General features: G+C 43.8%; 24 protein-coding genes and 1 other annotated feature. All 24 genes read right to left on the reverse strand.

The annotated features are described in order from the left end of the window. Positions 1-2: 2 nt before the first annotated feature. Positions 3-344, reverse strand: a complete 342-nt coding sequence (gene rplV, locus BK582_RS04550) for a 50S ribosomal protein L22 (protein ID WP_078593187.1) — start codon at positions 342-344, stop codon at positions 3-5. 22 nt (positions 345-366) lie between these two features. Beyond that, positions 367-639: a 30S ribosomal protein S19 gene (gene rpsS / locus BK582_RS04555; protein WP_078593188.1), complete on the reverse strand. Its 273-nt coding sequence runs from the start codon at positions 637-639 to the stop codon at positions 367-369. Positions 640-702: 63 nt separating this feature from the next. Further along, positions 703-1,533, reverse strand: a complete 831-nt coding sequence (gene rplB, locus BK582_RS04560; protein WP_078593189.1) for a 50S ribosomal protein L2 — start codon at positions 1,531-1,533, stop codon at positions 703-705. Positions 1,534-1,561: 28 nt separating this feature from the next. After that, positions 1,562-1,852, reverse strand: coding sequence for a 50S ribosomal protein L23 (rplW, locus tag BK582_RS04565; RefSeq protein ID WP_078593190.1), 291 nt, complete (start codon positions 1,850-1,852; stop codon positions 1,562-1,564). Beyond that, positions 1,852-2,475: a 50S ribosomal protein L4 gene (gene rplD / locus BK582_RS04570; protein ID WP_078593191.1), complete on the reverse strand. Its 624-nt coding sequence runs from the start codon at positions 2,473-2,475 to the stop codon at positions 1,852-1,854. The genes rplW and rplD overlap by 1 nt, the downstream gene beginning before the upstream one ends. Before the next feature lie 27 nt (positions 2,476-2,502). Beyond that, positions 2,503-3,135: a 50S ribosomal protein L3 gene (gene rplC, locus BK582_RS04575; protein ID WP_078593192.1), complete on the reverse strand. Its 633-nt coding sequence runs from the start codon at positions 3,133-3,135 to the stop codon at positions 2,503-2,505. A gap of 36 nt (positions 3,136-3,171) precedes the next feature. After that, positions 3,172-3,480, reverse strand: coding sequence for a 30S ribosomal protein S10 (gene rpsJ, locus BK582_RS04580; protein WP_088036589.1), 309 nt, complete (start codon positions 3,478-3,480; stop codon positions 3,172-3,174). Between the two features lie 641 nt (positions 3,481-4,121). Further along, the gene (tuf, locus tag BK582_RS04585; RefSeq protein WP_078593194.1) at positions 4,122-5,312 is read right to left on the reverse strand and encodes an elongation factor Tu; all 1,191 of its coding nucleotides are present in this window, start codon (positions 5,310-5,312) and stop codon (positions 4,122-4,124) included. Between the two features lie 125 nt (positions 5,313-5,437). After that, positions 5,438-7,516, reverse strand: a complete 2,079-nt coding sequence (fusA, locus tag BK582_RS04590) for an elongation factor G (protein WP_078593195.1) — start codon at positions 7,514-7,516, stop codon at positions 5,438-5,440. A 138-nt stretch (positions 7,517-7,654) separates the two neighbouring features. Continuing rightward, positions 7,655-8,125 carry a 30S ribosomal protein S7 gene (gene rpsG / locus BK582_RS04595; RefSeq protein WP_078593196.1) on the reverse strand — a complete coding sequence of 157 codons (471 nt, stop codon included), beginning with the start codon at positions 8,123-8,125 and terminating at the stop codon, positions 7,655-7,657. Positions 8,126-8,190: 65 nt separating this feature from the next. Then, positions 8,191-8,604 (reverse strand): 30S ribosomal protein S12, encoded by a 414-nt coding sequence (rpsL, locus tag BK582_RS04600; RefSeq protein WP_078593197.1) that lies wholly within the window; start codon positions 8,602-8,604, stop codon positions 8,191-8,193. A gap of 112 nt (positions 8,605-8,716) precedes the next feature. Then, positions 8,717-8,965, reverse strand: coding sequence for a 50S ribosomal protein L7ae-like protein (locus BK582_RS04605; protein WP_078593198.1), 249 nt, complete (start codon positions 8,963-8,965; stop codon positions 8,717-8,719). A gap of 84 nt (positions 8,966-9,049) precedes the next feature. Continuing rightward, positions 9,050-12,661 (reverse strand): DNA-directed RNA polymerase subunit beta', encoded by a 3,612-nt coding sequence (gene rpoC / locus BK582_RS04610; RefSeq protein WP_078593199.1) that lies wholly within the window; start codon positions 12,659-12,661, stop codon positions 9,050-9,052. A gap of 36 nt (positions 12,662-12,697) precedes the next feature. Beyond that, positions 12,698-16,237 (reverse strand): DNA-directed RNA polymerase subunit beta, encoded by a 3,540-nt coding sequence (gene rpoB / locus BK582_RS04615; protein WP_078593200.1) that lies wholly within the window; start codon positions 16,235-16,237, stop codon positions 12,698-12,700. A gap of 383 nt (positions 16,238-16,620) precedes the next feature. Further along, positions 16,621-17,229, reverse strand: a complete 609-nt coding sequence (locus BK582_RS04620) for a class I SAM-dependent methyltransferase (RefSeq protein WP_078593201.1) — start codon at positions 17,227-17,229, stop codon at positions 16,621-16,623. A 200-nt stretch (positions 17,230-17,429) separates the two neighbouring features. Continuing rightward, on the reverse strand, positions 17,430-17,795 hold the full coding sequence (rplL, locus tag BK582_RS04625; protein ID WP_078593202.1) for a 50S ribosomal protein L7/L12: 366 nt from the start codon (positions 17,793-17,795) through the stop codon (positions 17,430-17,432). Positions 17,796-17,869: 74 nt separating this feature from the next. Then, on the reverse strand, positions 17,870-18,370 hold the full coding sequence (gene rplJ, locus BK582_RS04630; protein ID WP_078593203.1) for a 50S ribosomal protein L10: 501 nt from the start codon (positions 18,368-18,370) through the stop codon (positions 17,870-17,872). 35 nt (positions 18,371-18,405) lie between these two features. Beyond that, positions 18,406-18,559: a sequence feature (ribosomal protein L10 leader region), on the reverse strand. Positions 18,560-18,615: 56 nt separating this feature from the next. Further along, positions 18,616-19,311, reverse strand: coding sequence for a 50S ribosomal protein L1 (gene rplA, locus BK582_RS04635; protein WP_078593204.1), 696 nt, complete (start codon positions 19,309-19,311; stop codon positions 18,616-18,618). A 135-nt stretch (positions 19,312-19,446) separates the two neighbouring features. Then, positions 19,447-19,872, reverse strand: coding sequence for a 50S ribosomal protein L11 (gene rplK, locus BK582_RS04640; protein WP_139368211.1), 426 nt, complete (start codon positions 19,870-19,872; stop codon positions 19,447-19,449). Positions 19,873-20,056: 184 nt separating this feature from the next. Continuing rightward, entirely contained in the window at positions 20,057-20,590 is a 534-nt protein-coding gene (gene nusG / locus BK582_RS04645) for a transcription termination/antitermination protein NusG (protein WP_078593205.1), read from the reverse strand. A gap of 152 nt (positions 20,591-20,742) precedes the next feature. Next, the gene (secE, locus tag BK582_RS04650; RefSeq protein ID WP_078593206.1) at positions 20,743-20,937 is read right to left on the reverse strand and encodes a preprotein translocase subunit SecE; all 195 of its coding nucleotides are present in this window, start codon (positions 20,935-20,937) and stop codon (positions 20,743-20,745) included. 27 nt (positions 20,938-20,964) lie between these two features. Then, a complete protein-coding gene (rpmG, locus tag BK582_RS04655) occupies positions 20,965-21,114 on the reverse strand; it encodes a 50S ribosomal protein L33 (RefSeq protein ID WP_078593207.1) in 150 nt (49 codons plus the stop codon). 170 nt (positions 21,115-21,284) lie between these two features. Further along, on the reverse strand, positions 21,285-21,935 hold the full coding sequence (gene sigH, locus BK582_RS04660; protein ID WP_078593208.1) for an RNA polymerase sporulation sigma factor SigH: 651 nt from the start codon (positions 21,933-21,935) through the stop codon (positions 21,285-21,287). A 153-nt stretch (positions 21,936-22,088) separates the two neighbouring features. Further along, entirely contained in the window at positions 22,089-22,604 is a 516-nt protein-coding gene (locus BK582_RS04665; RefSeq protein ID WP_078593209.1) for an NYN domain-containing protein, read from the reverse strand.

The raw sequence follows: 22,604 nt of genomic DNA on the forward strand, positions 1-22,604 counted from the left end.
ACTTATCCCTCCTTCTTTTCTGTTAGAACAACCGTAATATGGCTAGTACGTTTGTTGATTCTGCTCGCACGTCCCATTGCACGTGGGCGGAATCTTTTCAGTGTAATTCCTTCGTCTACAAAAATTTTATCAACAACCAGGCTGTCTGGTTCCATTTCATAGTTATGCTCAGCGTTCGCGATTGCAGAGTTGAGTAACTTCTCAACAACTGGAGATGCTTTTTTCGGTGTATGACGCAGGATAGAAATTGCTTCTCCTACTCCCTTACCGCGAATTAAGTCAACCACTAGGCGAACTTTACGAGGAGCAATGCGCACTTGTTTCGCAACTGCTTTTGCTTCCATGGAAAGTACCTCCCCTCTTTAATTAACGTCTTGTTTTCTTATCGTCTGCTGCATGGCCTTTATAAGTTCTTGTAGGTGCAAACTCACCTAGCTTATGTCCAACCATATCTTCAGAAATATAAACTGGTACGTGTTTACGTCCGTCATAGACGGCAATTGTATGTCCGATGAATTCCGGGAAAATAGTAGAGCGACGAGACCAAGTTTTTATTAATCTCTTGTCATCTCCCATTGCTTCTACTTTCTTCATTAAATGTTCATCGACAAAAGGTCCTTTTTTCAGGCTGCGACCCATGATTGTACCTCCCTTCGTGATTGACCTACGGCTCTGCCACTTGAGAACCGTAGCACAATCCCGTTATTTTTTGCGACGACGCACAATGTATTTATCCGTGTCTTTGTTTTTCTTACGTGTTTTGTATCCAAGAGTTGGTTTACCCCATGGAGACATAGGTGATTTACGTCCGATTGGCGCACGGCCTTCACCACCACCGTGTGGGTGATCAACAGGGTTCATAACGGAACCACGTACTGTTGGGCGCTTACCTAACCAGCGTGAACGACCAGCTTTACCAATGTTCACAAGTTCGTGCTCAACGTTACCTACCTGGCCGATAGAAGCGCGGCAAGTAGAAAGGATTAAACGAGTCTCACCGGAACGAAGACGAACCAGTACATAATCTCCTTCTTTACCTAAAAGCTGAGCTTCCGCACCTGCAGAGCGCACTAATTGTCCACCTTTGCCAGGACGAAGTTCGATGTTGTGAATGACAGTACCAACTGGAATGTCTCTTAACTGAAGAGCATTACCAATTTTAATGTCAGCATCTTTACCTGACATGATTTCCATGCCTACTTTTAGTCCTTTCGGAGCTAAGATGTAACGCTTCTCACCATCTGCATAGTTGATTAAAGCGATATTAGCAGAACGGTTCGGATCGTATTCGATCGTAGCAACGCGGCCTGGAATTCCATCTTTATCACGTTTAAAGTCAATAACACGATATTGACGCTTATGTCCGCCACCTTGATGACGTACAGTTAATCTACCTTGGTTGTTACGTCCGCCTTTTCTCTTAACTGGTTCAAGCAGAGATTTTTCTGGCTTGTCTGTAGTGATTTCCTGGAAATCAAGTACAGTCATTCCACGGCGGCCGTTAGATGTCGGTTTGTACTTTTTAATAGCCATCAGCTTTCCCTCCTTCTCTTAAAACTTTTTATACACCTTCAAAGAATTCTAGTTCTTTGCTGTCTGGTGTAAGTTGTACAATGGCTTTCTTGCGCTTGCGAGTGTAGCCTGTATGACGTCCGAAACGACGGAACTTACCTTTGTAATTCATAGTGTTAACTTTAGCAACAGTAACTCCGAAGATTTCCTCGATAGCATTTTTGATCTCAGTCTTGTTTGCGCGAGGGTCTACTTCAAACGTGTACTTTTGCTCAGTCATTAGATCAGTAGAACGTTCTGTTATAACGGGGCGCTTAATAATATCACGTGCGTCTGCCATTATGCAAGCACCTCCTCTACCTTTTTCACAGCATCCTGAGTAATGATCAGCTGATCATGGTTAAGAAGATCAAGAACATTAACTCCCTCTGCAGTGATGAATTTTACGCCTGGGATGTTGCGTGCAGATAATGCCACAGCATCGTTGTAATCTGCAGTTACAACAAGCGCCTTTTTCTCCACAGAAAGTCCGCTTAATGTGTTAAGCATTTCTTTCGTCTTAGGAGTTTCAAAGTTTAATCCTTCCAGTACGCGAATTTCTTCTGAATTCACTTTGGAAGAAAGAGCAGATTTCAACGCCAGACGACGTTGTTTTTTCGGTAATTTATATGCGTAGCTGCGTGGTGTTGGTCCGAATGCAACTCCACCGCCAACCCAAATTGGTGAACGGATAGATCCGTGACGCGCACGGCCTGTTCCTTTTTGTCGCCATGGTTTACGTCCGCCGCCGCGAACATCAGAACGACCTTTTACGGCATGTGTACCTTGTCGTTGAGATGCTTGTTGCATCACAACAGCGTCAAACATAACACTTTCATTTGGTTCGATTCCGAACACGTTATCTGAAAGTTCAATATCGCCTACTTGTGAGCCAGCTTGATTGTACAAAGTAACTTTAGGCATCTGGGGCTCCTCCTTTCCTTAACGGTCTTATTGAGCTGCCTTTACTGCTGATTTAACTGTAACAAAGCTCTTCTTAGCTCCTGGTACATTTCCTTTAACAAGCAGTAAGTTGCGCTCTGTATCTACACGAACGATTTCTAAGTTTTGGATAGTCACTTGCTCTCCACCCATACGTCCAGGTAGTAATTTACCTTTTCTAACGTGCATTGGGTCTACAGGACCCATTGAACCAGGACGACGGTGATAACGGGAACCGTGGGACATTGGTCCGCGGGACTGGTTGTGGCGTTTGATTGCGCCGGCAAAACCTTTACCCTTGGATGTTCCGGTTACGTCCACGATATCTCCTTCTGCAAATGTATCAACTTTGACTTCCTGACCAATTTCATATTCCGTTGCTTCTACATTACGGAATTCCTTAACGAAGCGCTTAGGATTTGTCTTCGCTTTCTCCGCATGACCTTTTTGAGGTTTGTTACGGTGGCTTTCTTTCTTGTCAGCAACACCAAGCTGGATAGATTCGTATCCATCGCTCTCAACTGTTTTCTTTTGAAGTACTACGTTAGGAGCAGCTTCGATTACAGTTACAGGAACAACCTCTCCGTTCTCAGCAAAAATCTGAGTCATACCTAATTTAATACCTAAGATTCCTTTGGCCATGAGTCACACCTCCTATTAATCATTGAATTTCATTTATTAAAGCTTAATTTCGATATCTACGCCAGATGGCAGATCTAATCGCATTAACGCATCCACAGTTTGTGGAGTTGGGTTCACGATGTCGATTAAACGCTTATGAGTTCTCATTTCGAACTGCTCGCGGGAATCCTTGTACTTGTGTACCGCACGAAGGATCGTGTATACAGACTTCTCTGTCGGAAGTGGGATCGGACCTGCTACAGCAGCACCAGACCTTTTAGCTGTTTCAACGATTTTCTCTGCGGATTGATCCAGGATTCTGTGATCATACGCCTTTAAACGAATACGAATCTTCTGTTTTGCCATTTTATTACCTCCTTTTTCGCCCATTTTTGGAAATAGACTTGCTCCCTCGGAAATTTCCGGCACACCTGCCATGGCAAAGGGGCCGGGTGTGTCAGCAACCTTCCGGATCATAGCCTGTCAGTGACCAACATTAAATATTATACACAAAATAAGTATCTAAAGCAAGAAATTCTTTAAAATCTTTTTTTGTGCTCACATTTGCTTATTATACATGGGTGTAATCAGGTTTTCAAGGGGGCATTAAGGATTTTCACGGAGAGGAAATCTTACCAGTTTTCAATAGTGATGATACCTTCTATTAATATAGAAGAAAGTATCGCAAAAATTTGCAGATAGTCATTAAGGGCAGCGATCTCCATGTAAGATTTGAGAATCTGCGCTAACTTTTTGTTTATTAACAGGCTTTAGGATTCTGGTTCCGTTATTTGCTAGTTTCACGGCTAAAACCACGAAATTATTTGCTAATAACGGAACGTGGAACCTATACAACTCCTTGAAGTGTCCTTTTTATCTATTTAGCGGAATGAGGATTCGCTTTGCCCGCCCTCGTCCGCTTTTGCTCATTTATTCCCATTATACTTTTTTCAGATCAAAAAAAAACACTGCAGAATAATTCCTGCAGTGTTTCATTAGTTAATTGATTACTCTTGGATTGTAGCTACAACGCCAGCTCCAACAGTACGTCCACCCTCACGGATAGAGAACTTAGTTCCTTCTTCGATAGCGATTGGAGAAATAAGTTCAACTGTCATTTCAACGTTGTCTCCAGGCATTACCATCTCAACGCCTTCTGGAAGGTTACAGATTCCAGTTACGTCAGTTGTACGGAAGTAAAACTGAGGACGGTAGTTAGAGAAGAATGGAGTGTGACGTCCACCCTCTTCTTTTGAAAGAACATAAACTTCAGCTTTGAACTTAGTGTGTGGAGTGATAGAACCTGGCTTAGCAAGTACTTGTCCACGGTTGATTTCGTCACGGGATACACCGCGAAGAAGTGCACCGATGTTGTCTCCAGCTTCAGCATAGTCAAGAAGCTTACGGAACATTTCTACACCAGTACAAGTAGTCTTTTTAGACTCTTCAGCAAGACCGATGATTTCGATTTCGTCACCAACGTTTAACTGTCCACGCTCAACACGTCCAGTTGCAACAGTACCACGGCCAGTGATAGAGAATACGTCCTCTACAGGCATCATGAATGGCTTATCTTTGTCACGCTCTGGAGTTGGGATGTAGCTGTCAACAGCATCCATTAGTTCATAGATTTTTTGTGCATACTCTTCGTCACCTTCAAGAGCTTTAAGAGCAGAACCAGCGATTACAGGAATGTCGTCGCCTGGGAAGTCGTACTCAGAAAGAAGGTCACGCACTTCCATTTCTACTAACTCAAGAAGTTCTTCGTCGTCTACCATATCAACTTTGTTTAAGAAAACAACGATGTAAGGTACACCTACTTGACGAGAAAGAAGAATGTGCTCACGAGTTTGTGGCATTGGGCCGTCAGCAGCGGATACTACAAGAATAGCTCCGTCCATCTGAGCAGCACCAGTGATCATGTTTTTAACGTAGTCAGCGTGACCTGGGCAGTCAACGTGTGCATAGTGGCGGGACTCAGTTTCGTACTCAACGTGTGCAGTTGAGATAGTGATTCCACGCTCGCGCTCTTCAGGAGCACCGTCGATTTGGTCATAAGCCATAGCAGTACCTTTACCGGAACGCTTATGAAGTACGTTAGTGATTGCTGCAGTTAGTGTAGTTTTACCATGGTCAACGTGTCCAATAGTACCAATGTTGGCATGTGTCTTGGAACGATCAAATTTTTCCTTAGCCATGTTTGAATTCCTCCTTAAATTGAGAAAAGTTTTTTTATTTTAGGAAGAAAGGCAAGTGAAGCACTGATGCCCTTTTTACCTTTCTTAGCTTACAACAAAATTAATTGCGAAACAATATTTACTGCTTATTGTCCTGCATTTTTCTTGATAATTTCTTCACCAATACTCTTAGGAACTTCTTCGTAGTGGTCGAAGTGCATAGTATACTGCCCACGGCCCTGCGTGTTAGAACGTAGTGATGTTGCGTAACCGAACATTTCAGCTAACGGTACCATCGCTTTAACGATCTGTGCATTACCACGTGCATCCATACCTTCTACACGTCCACGACGGGATGTGATATCACCCATGATGTCTCCCATATATTCTTCAGGGATTACAACTTCAACGCGCATGATTGGCTCAAGAAGAACAGGATTACACTTGTTCTTTGCTTCTTTCAGTGCCATTGACGCAGCTACTTTAAACGCCATCTCGTTGGAGTCAACATCGTGATAAGATCCGTCAAATAATTTTGCTTTAACGTCAATTAACGGATAACCAGCTAAAAGACCATTATCTAATGAATCTTCAAGACCTGCTTTTACAGACGGGATGTATTCACGAGGAACAACCCCTCCGACAACAGCATCTTCAAATTCAAAACCAGCGCCCTCTTCATTTGGAGAGAACTCTACCCAAACGTGACCATATTGTCCGCGTCCACCAGATTGGCGTACGAACTTACCTTCACATTTAGCAGCCTGGCGAATTGTTTCACGATAAGATACTTGTGGAGCACCAACATTCGCTTCTACTTTGAATTCACGTTTCATTCGGTCAACGATGATATCAAGGTGAAGTTCACCCATACCAGCGATGATCGTTTGTCCAGTTTCTTCATCAGTGTGAGTACGGAATGTTGGATCTTCTTCAGCAAGCTTAGCAAGCGCCATACCCATTTTGTCCTGGTCAGCCTTAGATTTAGGCTCAACGGACAAGCTGATTACAGGCTCTGGGAACTCCATGGACTCAAGAATAACAAGACTCTTTTCATCACAAAGTGTATCCCCAGTGGAAGTATCTTTAAGGCCTACGCCTGCAGCGATATCTCCTGCATAAACTGTTGCGATCTCTTCACGGTGGTTCGCGTGCATCTGAAGGATACGTCCCATTCTTTCACGCTTATCTTTAGAAGAGTTTCGAACGTAAGAACCTGCATTTACTGTTCCGGAATATACTCGGAAGAATGTAAGCTTACCAACGTAAGGATCAGTCATAACTTTAAACGCTAAAGCAGCGAATGGCTCGTCATCACTGGACTTACGGACAACTTCTTCCTCTGAATCCGGTTTGATACCTTTGATTGCCTCAACATCAGTTGGTGCAGGAAGGTAATCAATTACTGCGTCAAGCATTAACTGAACACCTTTGTTTTTGAAGGCAGAACCACAGATAACTGGGTAGAATTCAACGTTTACTGTACCTTTACGGATCGCAGCTTTAATTTCATCAGTTGTAAGCTCTTCCCCTTCAAGATATTTCATCATTAATTCTTCATCCAGCTCTGATACTGCTTCGATAAGCTTCTCGCGGTACTCGTCCGCCTGTGCTTTATACTCTTCCGGAATCTCTTTAGCATCAGTACGAGTGCCAAGGTCGTCTTCATAGAAATAAGCTTTCATTTCTACAAGATCGATGATTCCTTCAAAGTCATCCTCTGCTCCGATTGGAAGCTGAATAGCGTGCGCATTCGCACCAAGACGGTCATGCAGAGTGCCTAGTGAATAAATGAAATCAGCACCCATCTTGTCCATTTTGTTTACGAAAACAACACGAGGAACGCCATAAGTTGTAGCCTGGCGCCAAACTGTTTCTGTCTGCGGCTCAACACCGGACTGGGCGTCAAGTACCGCAACAGCACCATCTAGTACACGAAGAGAACGTTCAACCTCAACTGTGAAGTCTACGTGTCCTGGTGTGTCGATGATGTTTACACGATGGCCTTTCCATTGTGCAGTTGTTGCAGCAGAAGTAATTGTGATTCCACGCTCTTGCTCTTGCTCCATCCAGTCCATCTGGGAAGCACCTTCGTGGGTTTCACCAATTTTATGGATTCGGCCTGTATAGAAAAGTACTCGTTCTGTTGTTGTTGTTTTACCAGCATCAATGTGAGCCATGATACCGATATTACGAGTTTTTTCTAAGGAGAACTCTCTTGCCATTGGTAAATTTCTCCTTCCTGTGTGAAGATAGTATGTTTTTTTGGATTGTCGCAGTCTAAGGAAGGTAACCCTCCCCCAAGACTGACTAATCCTTTTATTCTTTCTCCGGCAAAGAACAATCTTTTCCGGCTGTTACTTTTACCAGCGGTAGTGAGCAAATGCTTTGTTTGCTTCAGCCATGCGGTGAGTGTCCTCACGCTTCTTCACAGCAGCACCAGTATTGTTTGCAGCGTCGATAATCTCGTTAGCTAAACGCTCTTCCATTGTCTTTTCACCGCGAAGGCGAGCATAGCTCACTAACCAGCGAAGACCAAGAGTTGTACGGCGTTCAGGTTTAACTTCGATCGGTACCTGGTAGTTTGCACCACCTACACGACGAGCTTTAACTTCAAGAACTGGCATAATGTTTTTAAGAGCATTTTCGAAAACTTCCTGTGGATCGTTTCCAGTGCGCTCCTGCACTAATTCAAATGCTTTATAAAGAATTGTCTGAGCTTTCCCTCTTTTACCGTCAACCATAATGCGGTTGATTAAACGAGTTACAAGCTTGGAATTATATAATGGATCTGGCAGAACATCTCTGCGAGGTACAGGTCCTTTACGAGGCATCCAGATTCCCTCCTTTCAAGTATCTGAAACCCTGGCGTTTGTCAGCCGGGTCTCTGTTAATGTAATTATTTCTTAGGTCTCTTTGTACCGTATTTTGAACGGCCCTGCATGCGGTTTTCAACACCGGCAGTATCAAGTGCTCCACGTACGATATGGTAACGTACACCCGGTAAGTCTTTAACACGTCCGCCGCGGATCAGTACCACACTGTGCTCTTGAAGGTTATGGCCAATTCCAGGAATATAAGCCGTCACCTCAATTCCGTTAGTTAAACGCACACGAGCATATTTACGAAGTGCTGAGTTCGGTTTCTTCGGTGTCATCGTACCTACACGAGTACATACTCCACGCTTCTGAGGAGAGCTTTGGTCAGTTTGTACCTTTTTGAAACTGTTGTATCCTTTGTTAAGCGCCGGAGAGTCAGATTTTTGGATCTTTGACTTACGGCCGCCACGTACTAGCTGATTAATAGTAGGCATGTTTTTTCCTCCTTCCCTCTAAGGATTTATAAGTCCACTGGTCCAGGTGGTTCATAAATTTGTAAAAGGAAAGTTTTTGCCAGCAGCGAACACCGATGGCAAAAACTCTTTTTTACTTTTTAATAGCTACAGTCGCTGCGCTGACATCAATTCCGCATGCTTTTCCAAGCTTTTTCATAGAGTCCACTTTAATAGTGGGAACCTCCTGCCTGTCAGCTAAAGTAATTACTTTTTGCAACACGCGGGGATCGGCGTCTTCTGCAACGATCAGTTCTTTGACCTGCTTATCTTCCAGTGCTTTAAGCGTCTGTTTCGTGCCCACGACTATTTCCGCTGCCTGCACTACTTTTTCATAAGACATTTTACATCCTCCAAAGCATCAGGTATTTGGCACACTTAGATATATTACCACCGGAGATTTACAGTGTCAATGATTTATTTAAATTTATTCGTTAATTGTAGCACTTTCGAGTGTTTCTTCTGTTTCTGGCTCTGTTGACTTAGCAGCAGAGATTTTACGGTATCGGGCCATTCCGGTACCTGCCGGAACAAGTTTACCGATAATAACATTCTCTTTTAATCCTACTAACTCATCTTTCTTCCCTTTAATAGCTGCATCTGTAAGAACTCTTGTAGTTTCCTGGAATGATGCAGCTGATAAGAAGGAATCTGTTTCCAGGGATGCTTTAGTGATTCCGAGCAGTACAGGCCTTCCTGTCGCAGGCATTCCGCCACGAAGCAGAATATCCCGGTTTGCTTCGTTAAACTGGTGTACTTCAACAAGGGAGCCTGGAAGAACTTCCGTTTCCCCGTTATCAATAACACGGATTTTGCGAAGCATCTGACGAACCATCACTTCTACGTGTTTGTCGCCAATTTCTACCCCCTGCATACGGTAAACCTTTTGCACTTCACGAAGCAGGTATTCCTGTACACCCTGAACACCGGAAACTTGCAGGAGTTCTTTCGGGTCGATTGAACCTTCTGTCAGTTCCTGTCCAGGCTTCACTTCCTGGCCTTCTTCTACTTTCAGGCGCGCTCCATATGGAACAGGGTAGCTTCTTGTTTCAATTCCGCCCTGAACGACTATTTCGCGCTTGTCGTTAACTTCTTTCAGCTCGGCAACAGTACCTTCGATTTCAGAAATTACAGCCTGCCCCTTCGGATTCCGGGCTTCAAAAAGCTCCTGGATACGCGGGAGACCCTGTGTGATGTCGTCACCGGCAACACCGCCTGTGTGGAAAGTACGCATTGTAAGCTGTGTACCTGGCTCACCGATAGACTGAGCAGCAATGATACCTACAGCTTCGCCTACTTCTACTTCTGATCCTGTTGCAAGGTTTCTTCCGTAGCAGTTTCTGCAGACTCCATGCTTCGTATCACAGGTGAATGCTGAACGAATAACGATCGTATCGATACCGCTGTCTTCAATAACTTTTGCTGTATCTTCAAAGATTTCCTCATTTTTCTCAACGAGCACTTCCCCGGTTTCCGGATGCTTAATTGTCTGGAAGGCTACACGGCCAACAAGACGGTCATATAAGCTTTCAATAACTTCGTTTCCTTCTTTAATCGCTTGAACCACGAGGCCGCGGTCTGTTCCGCAGTCATCTTCTCTTACGATTACATCCTGAGCCACATCTACAAGACGGCGTGTCAGATAACCTGAGTCAGCCGTTTTAAGGGCAGTATCCGCAAGACCTTTACGGGCACCGTGTGTGGAAATGAAGTATTCCAGTACTGTTAGACCTTCACGGAAACTCGATTTGATCGGAAGTTCGATAATACGTCCTGACGGGTTAGCCATCAGACCACGCATACCTGCAAGCTGAGTAAAGTTAGATGCGTTACCACGGGCACCAGAGTCACTCATCATGAAGATAGGGTTAAGCTTATCAAGAGTACCCATTAATTTTTCCTGGATTCTGTCTTTCGCGGAACTCCAGATTTCAATTACTTTATCATAACGCTCTTCCTCCGTGATTAAACCACGGCGGAACTGCTTAAGAATACGCTCTACTTTTATCTCAGCTTCCTCGAGAATTTCCTTTTTCTCTTTCAGAACTACGATGTCAGCAACTCCAATAGTAATTCCTGCCTTCGTAGAATAATGGAAACCGAGATCTTTCATCTTATCGAGCATGACAGATGTTTCAGAGACTTTAAACTTCTTAAAGACTTCAGCGATGATATCTCCAAGGAAGCCTTTCTTAAATGGAAGAACCACTTCGCGCTCCTGATATTCTTTTCGCACGTCCGTTGTCATCGGCACGAAATACTTATCCGGTGTAGCGAACTCAAGGTTTTCCCTGGTTGGCTCATTCATATAAGGGAATGATTCCGGAAGGATTTCGTTAAAGATAATTTTACCAACGGATGTGAGCAGAAGTTTGCCCTTATGTTCTTCCTTAAAGTTTGTTTTGTTCACTGAATTTACAGGAATTGCAATTCTTGTGTGCAGGTGAACGTATCCGTTTCTGTATGCAGTCAGTGCTTCATTGCCGTCTTTATATATATTTCCTTCTCCTACAGCACCTTCTCTTTCGAGAGTCAGATAATAGTTTCCTAAAACCATATCCTGGGAAGGAGTTACAACCGGCTTACCATCCTTAGGGTTAAGGATGTTCTGAGCTGCAAGCATCAGAAGACGGGATTCTGCCTGTGCCTCTGCGGAGAGCGGCACGTGAACAGCCATCTGGTCACCGTCAAAGTCAGCATTGTAAGCAGTACATACAAGCGGGTGCAGTTTAATAGCACGGCCCTCAACAAGGGTAGGCTCGAATGCCTGAATTCCAAGTCTGTGCAGAGTCGGTGCACGGTTTAACAGCACCGGGTGCTCTTTAATTACTTCTTCGAGAACATCCCATACTTCCGGCTGGACCCTTTCCACTTTTCGCTTCGCACTCTTAATATTGTGTGCTAAGCCTTTGCTGACAAGCTCTTTCATTACGAATGGCTTGAACAGTTCCAGTGCCATTTCCTTCGGGAGTCCGCACTGGTACATTTTCAGGTGAGGACCTACCACGATAACCGATCGTCCGGAATAGTCCACACGCTTACCTAACAGGTTTTGACGGAAACGCCCCTGTTTCCCTTTCAGCATATGAGAAAGTGATTTTAAAGGACGGTTCCCCGGCCCGGTTACCGGACGGCCGCGGCGGCCGTTATCAATCAGAGCATCTACTGCTTCCTGCAGCATACGCTTCTCATTCTGAACAATAATGTTAGGTGCCCCAAGGTCAAGAAGACGCTTCAGGCGGTTATTACGGTTAATAACACGGCGGTACAGATCATTCAGATCTGAAGTCGCAAAGCGGCCGCCGTCAAGTTGTACCATAGGGCGCAGCTCAGGAGGAATAACCGGCAGTACATCAAGGATCATCCATGCAGGATTGTTTCCTGAATGACGGAACGCTTCGAGAACTTCAAGGCGCTTAATCGCTCTTGTACGGCGCTGCCCCTGGGCTGTTACGAGCTCTTCTTTCAGAATGCCGACTTCTTTATCGAGGTCGATATCCTGCAGGAGCTTTCTGATCGCTTCTGCTCCCATTTGAGCAGTAAATGATCTGCCATACTTATCCCGGTAAGCTCTGTATTCCTTCTCAGAAAGAAGCTGCTTAAGTTCAAGCGGTGTATCTCCTGTTTCAGTTACTACGTAAGAAGCAAAATAAATTACTTCCTCAAGAGAACGGGGAGACATATCCAGCACGAGACCCATACGGCTTGGGATTCCTTTAAAATACCAGATGTGGGAGACAGGGGCAGCTAATTCAATATGCCCCATTCTCTCACGGCGTACCTTTGCCCGGGTAACTTCCACCCCGCAGCGGTCACATACAACACCTTTATAACGGACGCGTTTATATTTTCCGCAATGACACTCCCAGTCTTTTGTGGGACCGAATATTCTTTCACAGAATAAACCATCCTTTTCCGGCTTGAGTGTCCGGTAGTTAATTGTTTCAGGCTTTTTCACTTCTCCACGGGACCATGAACGGATTTTATCCGGAGAAGCGAGGCCAATCTTCATATATTCAAAGTTATTTACATCTATCAAGGGGCAAACCTCCCTTTCAGCATTCAAGTTCTCCCATTAACCGTTAGATTCACTGGATTCAAGATTTAAGTTCAGTTTATCGTTCCCTTGCTCTTCTTCATCATCTAGTTCAAGCATTTCAATTTCCTCTTCATTGCTTGAGAGCATTTTAACATCCATACCTAAACTCTGAAGCTCTTTAATAAGAACTTTGAAAGATTCAGGAACACCTGGTTCAGGGACGTTTTCTCCTTTGACTATCGCCTCGTAAGTCTTCACACGGCCTACAACATCATCCGATTTTACAGTAAGGATTTCCTGAAGCGTATACGCTGCTCCGTATGCTTCAAGAGCCCACACTTCCATCTCACCGAAACGCTGTCCGCCAAACTGGGCTTTACCGCCAAGTGGCTGCTGAGTAACAAGTGAGTATGGTCCTGTTGAACGTGCATGGAGTTTGTCATCTACCATGTGCGCAAGCTTAATCATATACATAATCCCTACTGAGACACGGTTGTCAAACGGCTCACCTGTACGGCCATCATAAAGAACTGTTTTTCCATCACGTGCCATGCCGGCTTCAGACAGAGTTCCCCATACATCTTCCTCGCTCGCACCATCAAATACAGGGCTGGCAACATGAATCCCAAGGTAACGGGCTGCCATTCCAAGGTGCAGCTCAAGCACCTGTCCGATATTCATACGGGACGGTACGCCCAGAGGGTTTAACATGATATCAATTGGTGTGCCATCAGGCAGGTAAGGCATATCTTCTTCCGGTAAAATACGGGAAATTACACCTTTGTTACCGTGGCGCCCTGCCATTTTATCCCCTTCGTGAATTTTACGCTTCTGCACGATATAAACTCGTACAAGCTGGTTCACTCCAGGAGGAAGTTCGTCTCCGTCTTCCCGGTTAAATACTTTCACATCAAGCACGATACCGTCTCCACCGTGCGGAGCACGAAGTGATGTATCACGCACTTCACGGGCTTTTTCACCGAAGATGGCGTGTAATAAACGCTCTTCCGCAGTCAGTTCAGTTACACCTTTAGGAGTAACTTTACCTACTAAGATATCTCCGTCTTTCACTTCCGCACCTACACGGATAATACCTCTCTCATCGAGGTTTTTGAGTGCGTCTTCCCCAACGTTCGGGATGTCCCGTGTAATTTCTTCAGGCCCGAGCTTAGTATCACGGGATTCTGATTCGTATTCTTCTATATGGACAGATGTATACACATCGTCTTTTACCAGGCGTTCACTGAGAATAATAGCATCCTCATAGTTATAACCTTCCCAGGTCATAAAGCCTACCATTACGTTACGTCCAAGAGCCATCTCACCTTTTTCCATTGAAGGCCCGTCAGCGAGTATTTCCCCTTTTGTAACGATGTCCCCTTCACTTACAATAGGGCGCTGGTTGTAGCATGTACCCTGGTTGGAACGGATAAACTTCTGAAGGTTGTAACGAACTACATCCCCTTCTGTTTCTTTTCCATCCACTTCTTCAATCTTACGAATCTGTACATATTTAGCACTGACTCGTTCAACACGGCCGCTCACTTTGGAAACTACAGCTGCACCGGAATCTTTAGCCGAAACATATTCCATTCCTGTTCCTACAAGAGGAGCTTCCGGCTCTAGAAGAGGCACTGCCTGCCGCTGCATGTTCGCTCCCATTAACGCACGGTTAGAGTCATCGTTTTCAAGGAACGGTATACAAGCCGTAGCTGCAGATACTACCTGCTTTGGTGACACGTCCATGTAGTCAACGCGATCCCGTGGAACAATAATGTTCTCACCACGGAAACGGCAGATAATATTCTCGTCAACAAAACTTCCGTCGTCATCGAGCTTTGCGTTTGCCTGGGCAACGACATAGTTATCTTCTTCGTCTGCAGTTAAATAATCAAACTGGGAACTCACCCGGCCTGTCTCATGGTCAACCTTACGGTAAGGGGTTTCCATGAAACCAAATTCGTTCACTTTCGCAAAACTGGACAGGGAGTTTATTAATCCAATGTTCGGGCCCTCTGGTGTTTCAATCGGACACATACGGCCATAGTGGGAATAGTGTACGTCGCGCACTTCAAAGCCCGCACGTTCACGTGTTAAACCACCAGGTCCAAGCGCCGAAAGACGGCGTTTATGCGTCAGCTCTGCCAGCGGGTTCGTCTGATCCATAAACTGAGAAAGCTGGGAGCTTCCAAAGAACTCTTTAATAGAAGCGATAACAGGGCGAATATTAATAAGCGCCTGAGGCGTAATAACATTAGCATCCTGGATAGACATACGCTCACGTACAACACGTTCCATTCGGGATAAACCAATCCGGAACTGATTCTGCAGGAGTTCACCTACTGAACGGAGACGGCGGTTTCCTAAATGGTCGATGTCATCTGTATTTCCTACTCCATGAAGAAGGTTAAAGAAATAGTTAATAGAAGCGATAATATCAGCAGGAGTAATATTCTTAACGCCTTTCTCTACTACCCCGTTACCGATTACACGGATTGGTTCTTCATCTGTACCTGAAGGGCTGTGAATTAATACAGATTGTAATTCAACCTCTTCTTCCTCCACAACTCCGCCACGCAGTGTAAAATGACGGAACCCTACGTTATTTTCCAGATACGGGATCAGCTTATCCAGCAGTCTTCGGTCAATTACCGAACCTTCCTCTGCAAGCACTTCCCCTGTTTCAGGGTCAACGAGTGTTTCAGCGAGGCGCTGGTTAAACAATCGATCCTTTATATGAAGCTTTTTGTTCATTTTATATCGTCCAACGTTTGCAAGGTCATAGCGTTTTGGATCGAAGAAACGTGATTCAAGCAAACTCTTTGCGTTCTCTACAGTTGGAGGTTCACCAGGACGAAGGCGCTCATAGATTTCCAGAAGCGCTTTTTCAGAGCTGTCTGTATTATCTTTTTCGAGAGAATTCCTTAAATACTCATCTTCTCCTAAAAGATCAATGATCTCTTGATCAGTTCCAAATCCAAGCGCACGCAATAGAACGGTGACCGGTATTTTTCTCGTACGGTCAATTCGCACGTATACAATATCCTTTGCATCCGTCTCAAGCTCTAACCATGCCCCGCGGTTTGGTATAACCGTGGCGGTAAATCCCTTTTTCCCGTTCTTATCCATCTTCTCACTAAAGTATACACTTGGTGAACGAACGAGCTGGGATACGATGACACGCTCAGCACCATTTATCACAAATGTGCCTGTGTCTGTCATTAATGGGAAATCTCCCATAAATACTTCCTGCTCTTTCACTTCTCCAGTCTCCTTGTTAATAAGGCGGACCTTTACACGGAGAGGCGCAGAGTAAGTTACGTCTCGTTCCTTCGACTCTTCTACTGAATATTTTGGTTCGCCTAAGCTGTAATCAATGAACTCAAGAACCAAATTTCCAGTAAAGTCTTCAATTGGAGAGATGTCCTGGAACATCTCACGAATACCCTCATCAAGAAACCATTGATAAGAAGCCGTCTGAATTTCAATTAAGTTTGGGAGATCCAGAACTTCACTGATTCTCGCATAGCTTCTTCTCTGGCGGTGGCGTCCATACTGAACTAGTTGACCTGTCAACTGATTCACCCCTCAAAACTAACGTTTTTATCTTCAAAAGGATCACATGCAAAAAACGTGCTCCTTTGACAGACATAGTGGAAAACACTCAAAAATAACGAGATTACAACAAAATTAAAGATATGAAAAGCCGGAAAAATAAGGCACCTCTGTCTGTTCAGCTGTACCAGCTATTTCCCCAATAAATAAAAACATATAGGGCATTATATAACTGAAGTAAAAAAAGGGCCTGAATCCTCATCGAACAAAAACATAAAAGACCTTAATAGTTTGTCCAAATTCACCCTTTTAATACACATCTCCTATATTTTAAGCATATTTACCCAATTTCCATCTTGACATTCATACGCATTATATAACATTAACACAGAGGAAATACGGAGTCAACATTTTTTACCTCTTAAGATAAAATATCCCCTTGACTTTTTCATAACCTCTGTTTCCAAACCTAATTCTTCAAGTTTCTTTATCGTAGAAGGGGCTCCCTGCTTTTTTTGGATTACCACCCAGAGTTCTCCGCCTTCCACTAAGGATTCAGCAGCTTGTTCATAAAGACGGAAAATCACCTGCTTCCCTGCACGGATTGGAGGATTAGTGAGTACTGCTGCAATCTCCCTGTCTTCCATTCCTTCCAGCAAGTCATTCTGCCTTACTTCAATCCTGTCTTCTACTCCGTTCAGCTGTCCGTTCAACTTCGCTAATTCAACAGCTCTTTCATTAATATCAGTCATCAATATTTTCCGGCCGGGATAAGTTTTAGCAAGGAAAATTCCGACAGGCCCCCAGCCGCACCCTGCGTCTGCGTACATCCCTTTCGGTACAGATGGTTCCTCAAATGTTTCAAGCAGCAGCTGTGTACCATAATCCAGCCCTTTTTTCGAAAAAACCCCGCTGTCCGCATAGAAGCGAAATTGTTTCCCTTTTATCATTTCAGTAAGTTCCACTCTTTTGCTTTCAACCTCAGGATTTTTAGAATAATAATGATCCGGCATCTCATCACCTTCTTCTTTCCCTGTTCATTCTTTTACTTTCTCTTACCCTTTCAGAAGGCACCTTATCAGCTTTGCCAATATTATCCGGCCCCATTCATCTTTTCTGCCATCGCTCTGCTTAACTGGCAGTTTTAAGACAGATAAAGAGAAATATAAAACCCGCTTTGTATTCAAAGCGGGTTTCTTTAAACTTAGTAAGATTACTTAACTTCTACAGAAGCACCAGCATCTTCAAGCTTAGATTTCATTTCTTCAGCTTCATCTTTAGATACGCCTTCTTTAACTGGAGCAGGAGCGCCGTCTACAAGAGCTTTAGCGTCTTTCAGGCCAAGACCAGTGATTTCACGTACAACTTTGATAACGTTGATTTTAGATCCGCCAGCAGATTCTAATACTACGTCGAATTCAGTTTGCTCTTCAGCTCCGCCTGCATCAGCAGCGCCGCCAGCTACAGCTACAGGAGCAGCAGCAGTTACACCAAACTCTTCCTCAATTGCTTTTACAAGATCGTTTAATTCTAAAACAGACATTTCTTTAATAGCGTCAATCATTTGTTCTTTAGTCATTTTTCTTCCTCCTGTTAATGTTTTAGTTTGTATTCCGTCAAGCCGCTATACGGCCATTTTTGTTGCTGTAATGCTTATGCGCCTTGCTCTTCTTTTTGCTCTGCAACAGCTTTTGTCGCAAGTGCAAAGTTTCGGATTGGAGCTTGCATAACGCTGAGGAGCATAGAAATAAGTCCGTCGCGTGATGGCAGGTCTGCAAGTGCCTGTACTTCTTCAAGAGAAGCTACACGTCCTTCAATTACACCTGCTTTAATTTCCAGATCCTTATGGTCCTTAGCAAATTTGTTAAGGATTCTCGCTGGAGCAACTACGTCTTCATTACTGAAAGCGATAGCTGTTGGTCCAACAAGCTGCTCGTCTAATTCAGTAAGACCAGCTTTTTCAGTCGCACGACGAGTCATCGTGTTTTTGTAAACTTTGAAATCAACACCAGCTTCACGAAGCTGTTTACGAAGTTCTGTCACTTCAGAAACATCAAGACCGCGGTAGTCAACTACGATAGTAGACTGGCTCTCCTGAAGTTTAGCAGCGATCTCATCGACAACCAGTTGTTTCTTTTCAATCACTTTGCTCATCCTTACACCTCCTGTTGAGTTTGTACATACCGTTCACAAGAATAGGAAAAGCCTCCATGCGCAGACATGGAGGCTGTAATATCGTAACTTTCACATTAAGCGAAAGTGCCATTAATTACGTTATCCACCTCGGCAGGAAATTAAGCGGTATTCCGCACCTGCTGTCTACGGTATGATTTTATAAAATTCACAATGAATAGTATATCCTCTCCAGAAGAAGAAGTCAACTATTGATTTAAAATTAATTACATTTTGAAGCCGGAAACGTTGACTTTAACACCAGGCCCCATTGTAGCGGCGATAGAAACATTACGCATGTAAGTACCTTTCGCTGCCGCAGGCTTAGCTTTAAGAAGTGTTTCGATAATAGTCTGTAAGTTCTCAGCCAGCTTTTCGCTGTCGAAAGATACTTTTCCAATTGGAACATGGATGTTACCAGACTTATCAACACGGTATTCAACTTTACCAGCTTTGATTTCGTTAACAGCTTTCTCTACATCGAAAGTAACTGTTCCTGTTTTAGGGTTTGGCATTAAACCTTTTGGTCCAAGCACACGTCCAAGACGTCCAACCTGAGCCATCATATCAGGAGTAGCAACAACTACATCAAAGTCAAACCATCCCTGGTTAACTTTGTTGATCATGTCGTCTTCTCCTACATAATCTGCTCCTGCTGCTTCCGCTTCTTTCGCTTTATCACCTTTAGCGAAAACAAGAACACGCTGTGTTTTACCAGTTCCGTTAGGAAGCACAACTGCTCCGCGGATTTGCTGGTCTGCTTTCTTCGGGTCTACACCAAGACGTGCAGCAAGTTCAACAGTTTCGTCAAACTTAGCTGTAGAAGTCTTTTTAACTAACTCTATCGCTTCGTTAACGTCATACACTTTTTCGCGGTCAACAAGCTTAAGTGCATCAACGTACTTTTTGCCTTTCTTAGCCATCTTTCTTTTCCTCCTCAATTGTGGTTTTAGCGGTTTTACCTCCCACTAATAAAGGTTGCGAACCTGTAGTTGTACAGGCAGGAAAATTCCCTTTACTCGCAACCTCGATCTTCAAGCTTCAATGCATGGTTAGGATTAGTCCTCGATAACGATTCCCATGCTGCGTGCAGTACCTTCAACCATACGCATTGCTGCATCAACATCAGCTGCGTTCAGGTCAGGCATTTTTGTTTCTGCGATTTCGCGTACTTTATCACGCTTTAACGTTGCCACCTTGTTCTTGTTTGGCTCACCAGAACCAGATTCAAGACCAGCTGCTTTCTTCAGAAGAACTGCTGCTGGTGGAGTTTTTGTGATAAATGTAAAGGAACGGTCTTCAAATACCGTAATTTCTACAGGGATGATTAAGCCCGCTTGTTCTTGCGTACGAGCGTTGAACTCCTTACAAAATCCCATGATGTTTACACCAGCTTGACCTAATGCAGGTCCTACAGGTGGTGCTGGGTTCGCTTTACCAGCAGGAATTTGTAATTTTACCATTTTAATGACCTTTTTAGCCACGCGACACACCTCCTTAAGTCCGTGATGTGGTAACCGAACCGCCGCCAGCAACTGGTCGGCATGCTCTCCCACTCATATGCCTGCTTACTGCAGGAAAAAACGTGAACGAATTGTCCACGTTCATTAACAACATTAAGATTCTAACACTTCAAACGAAAGATAGCAAGTGCTTTTCGTTTAAGAGCTATAATTTTTCTACCTGATTGAACTCAAGCTCAACCGGAGTTTCCCGCCCAAACATATTTACGTGCACTTTCAGCTTATGTTTGTCAGCATAAATATCTTCAATTGTACCGATAAAATTAGCAAAAGGCCCTTCTTTAACCTTCACCGATTCCTTAATTTCGAAATCAACTTCAGCTTTAGGCTCTTCCACTCCCATCTGGCGTAAGATCCGGTCCGCTTCTTCAGGAAGCAAGGCCGTAGGTTTTGAACCAGCTCCCGCGGAACCAACAAATCCTGTTACACCAGGGGTGTTTCGCACTACATACCAGGAGTCATCCGTCATAACCATTTCTACAATAACATAACCTGGGAAAACTTTCTTTGTAACCTGCTTGCTTTTTCCGTTCTTAACTTCTGTTTCTTCTTCAACGGGAACGAGAACACGAAAGATCTTGTCTGTCATGTCCATCGATTCCACACGCTTTTCCAGGTTAGTTTTTACTTTATTTTCGTAGCCCGAATAAGTGTGGACGACATACCAATTCTTTTCCATTCGTTCAGGACAAAATTGTCCTTCCCTCCTCTGACAAAACCATTTTTTAGCAATTTCTTTTATGGCAATATTAAATTCTCAGCTGAATTCCGCTGCAGGACGCTCGCGTCAATCACATCACTTCAAATGTAACATTGCCCTCTAAACAGAACTTAATTTAATATAAACCGGATCAGGGTTGAAATCCCGTAATCTGCAATTGCGAAAAACACCGCAATAAATGCTACTGTAGCAATAACGACACCAGTATATCTGACAAGCTCCTTGCGTTTTGGCCAGGAGACCCGTTTCATTTCAGTTGAAACATCCTTCAGAAATTTTCCGGAACTTTTAACCACATTAGCCACCAGCAGCCACCTCCATTTTCACTTTGCTTATTTAGTTTCTTTATGTGTTGTATGCTTTCCGCAAGTTTTACAGTACTTGTTTATATGAAGCCGGTTTGTCCGATTCTGTTCTGTTTTGTTTGTTGTATAATTACGTGACTTACATTGCTCACATGCAAGGACTATTTTCTGGGCCACCGTCCATACTCCTTTTTCACCTTACGATCATTTCATACATACCTTTAAAATTTATCACAGGCGCTACTTTTGTGTCAAACGCCCTCAGCCATATACATTGTCGACTAATTTCACTGATTTAATAAGCGAAAAGTTTTTAATATATAAAGAAAACAGGGGCTCCCCCTGTTTTAAAGCTTTACACCCTTCAGTTCTACATACCTTTCGAGCTTCCGCTTCACCCTCTGCAGGGCATTATCTATTGACTTTACATGTCGATTTAAGTCGGCAGAAATTTCCTGATAGCTCCGGCCGTCGAGATAATGCATGAGTACTTTTCTCTCAAGGTCACTAAGAATTTCTCCCATTTTCACTTCAATATCATCAAATTCTTCCTGGTTAATTAACAGTTCTTCAGGATCGCTTACTCTGGAGCCGCAAATAACATCCAGAAGTGTACGGTCAGACTCCTCATCATAAATAGGCTTGTCCAGAGACACATAAGAATTAAGGGGGATATGCTTCTGTCTTGTCGCTGTTTTAATAGCTGTAATGATCTGCCTTGTAATACACAGCTCCGCAAAAGCCTTGAAGGATGAAAGCTTGTCCCCTTTAAAATCCCGGATAGCTTTGTATAACCCAATCATCCCTTCCTGCACGATGTCTTCATGGTCAGCCCCGATTAAAAAATAGGAGCGGGCTTTCGCTCTAACAAAGTTTTTGTACTTATTAATAAGGTATTCAAGGGCAGAGCTGTCCCCTTCGCGCACGTATTCTACGAGGCTTTCGTCTTCCATTCCAGCATATTTCTGCAGTCCATTCTCGATGAGGTCTAAAGCCACCGCAATCCCTCCGACCCTTTCTATTTTTCATCGTGTCAAAAGCTTTAATTCTTTCTGGCATGAAAACGCATAATAGATTGAGCTTTTTAAACAAAATGAATTGTCTAAATATAGAAATAGTATACCGTACAAAAATCAAAAGCGTCAAGGTGATCAATTCTCCCCTCGACGCCATTTTTCGAAAATTTCTGCCATTTCTTCACTGATAGGCAATTTTGTTTTTGCTTTCGCCTCGCGTGTTTTTTTTACTTGTTTTTCTATGCCCTTTTCAATCGCAATCATCTCATTCCGCAGTTCCCTTGCGGATTTTCTGAATGCCCCGCTGGCAAAAATGACACGCTGCTCAACGAAGTCAGATGTCGCAACATAGATTTGTTTGTCGACACGTTTAAGCTCTTTGACAAGTTTTTCTATTTTTTCATCCGCGGTTTCTTTTTCCCGCGTATAAATAATATTAAGTTGAAAATTGTTATACTTTTTGCCCAGCCCTGGAACCATATGAGCGTCAAATACGATGATCACTTCTATCCCGGTATAGGCCTGATACTCAGCCATTTTTTGTATAAGAAGGTCTCTTGCACCTTCTAAGTCGTTCACTTGAAGAGCTTTCAGTTCCGGCCAGTCCCCGATTATATTATAGCCATCAACGAGTAAAACTCTCCGTCTCAT

Origin of the sequence: Evansella clarkii, from assembly GCF_002019695.1 — a bacterium.
Classification (GTDB): domain Bacteria; phylum Bacillota; class Bacilli; order Bacillales; family Salisediminibacteriaceae; genus Evansella; species Evansella clarkii.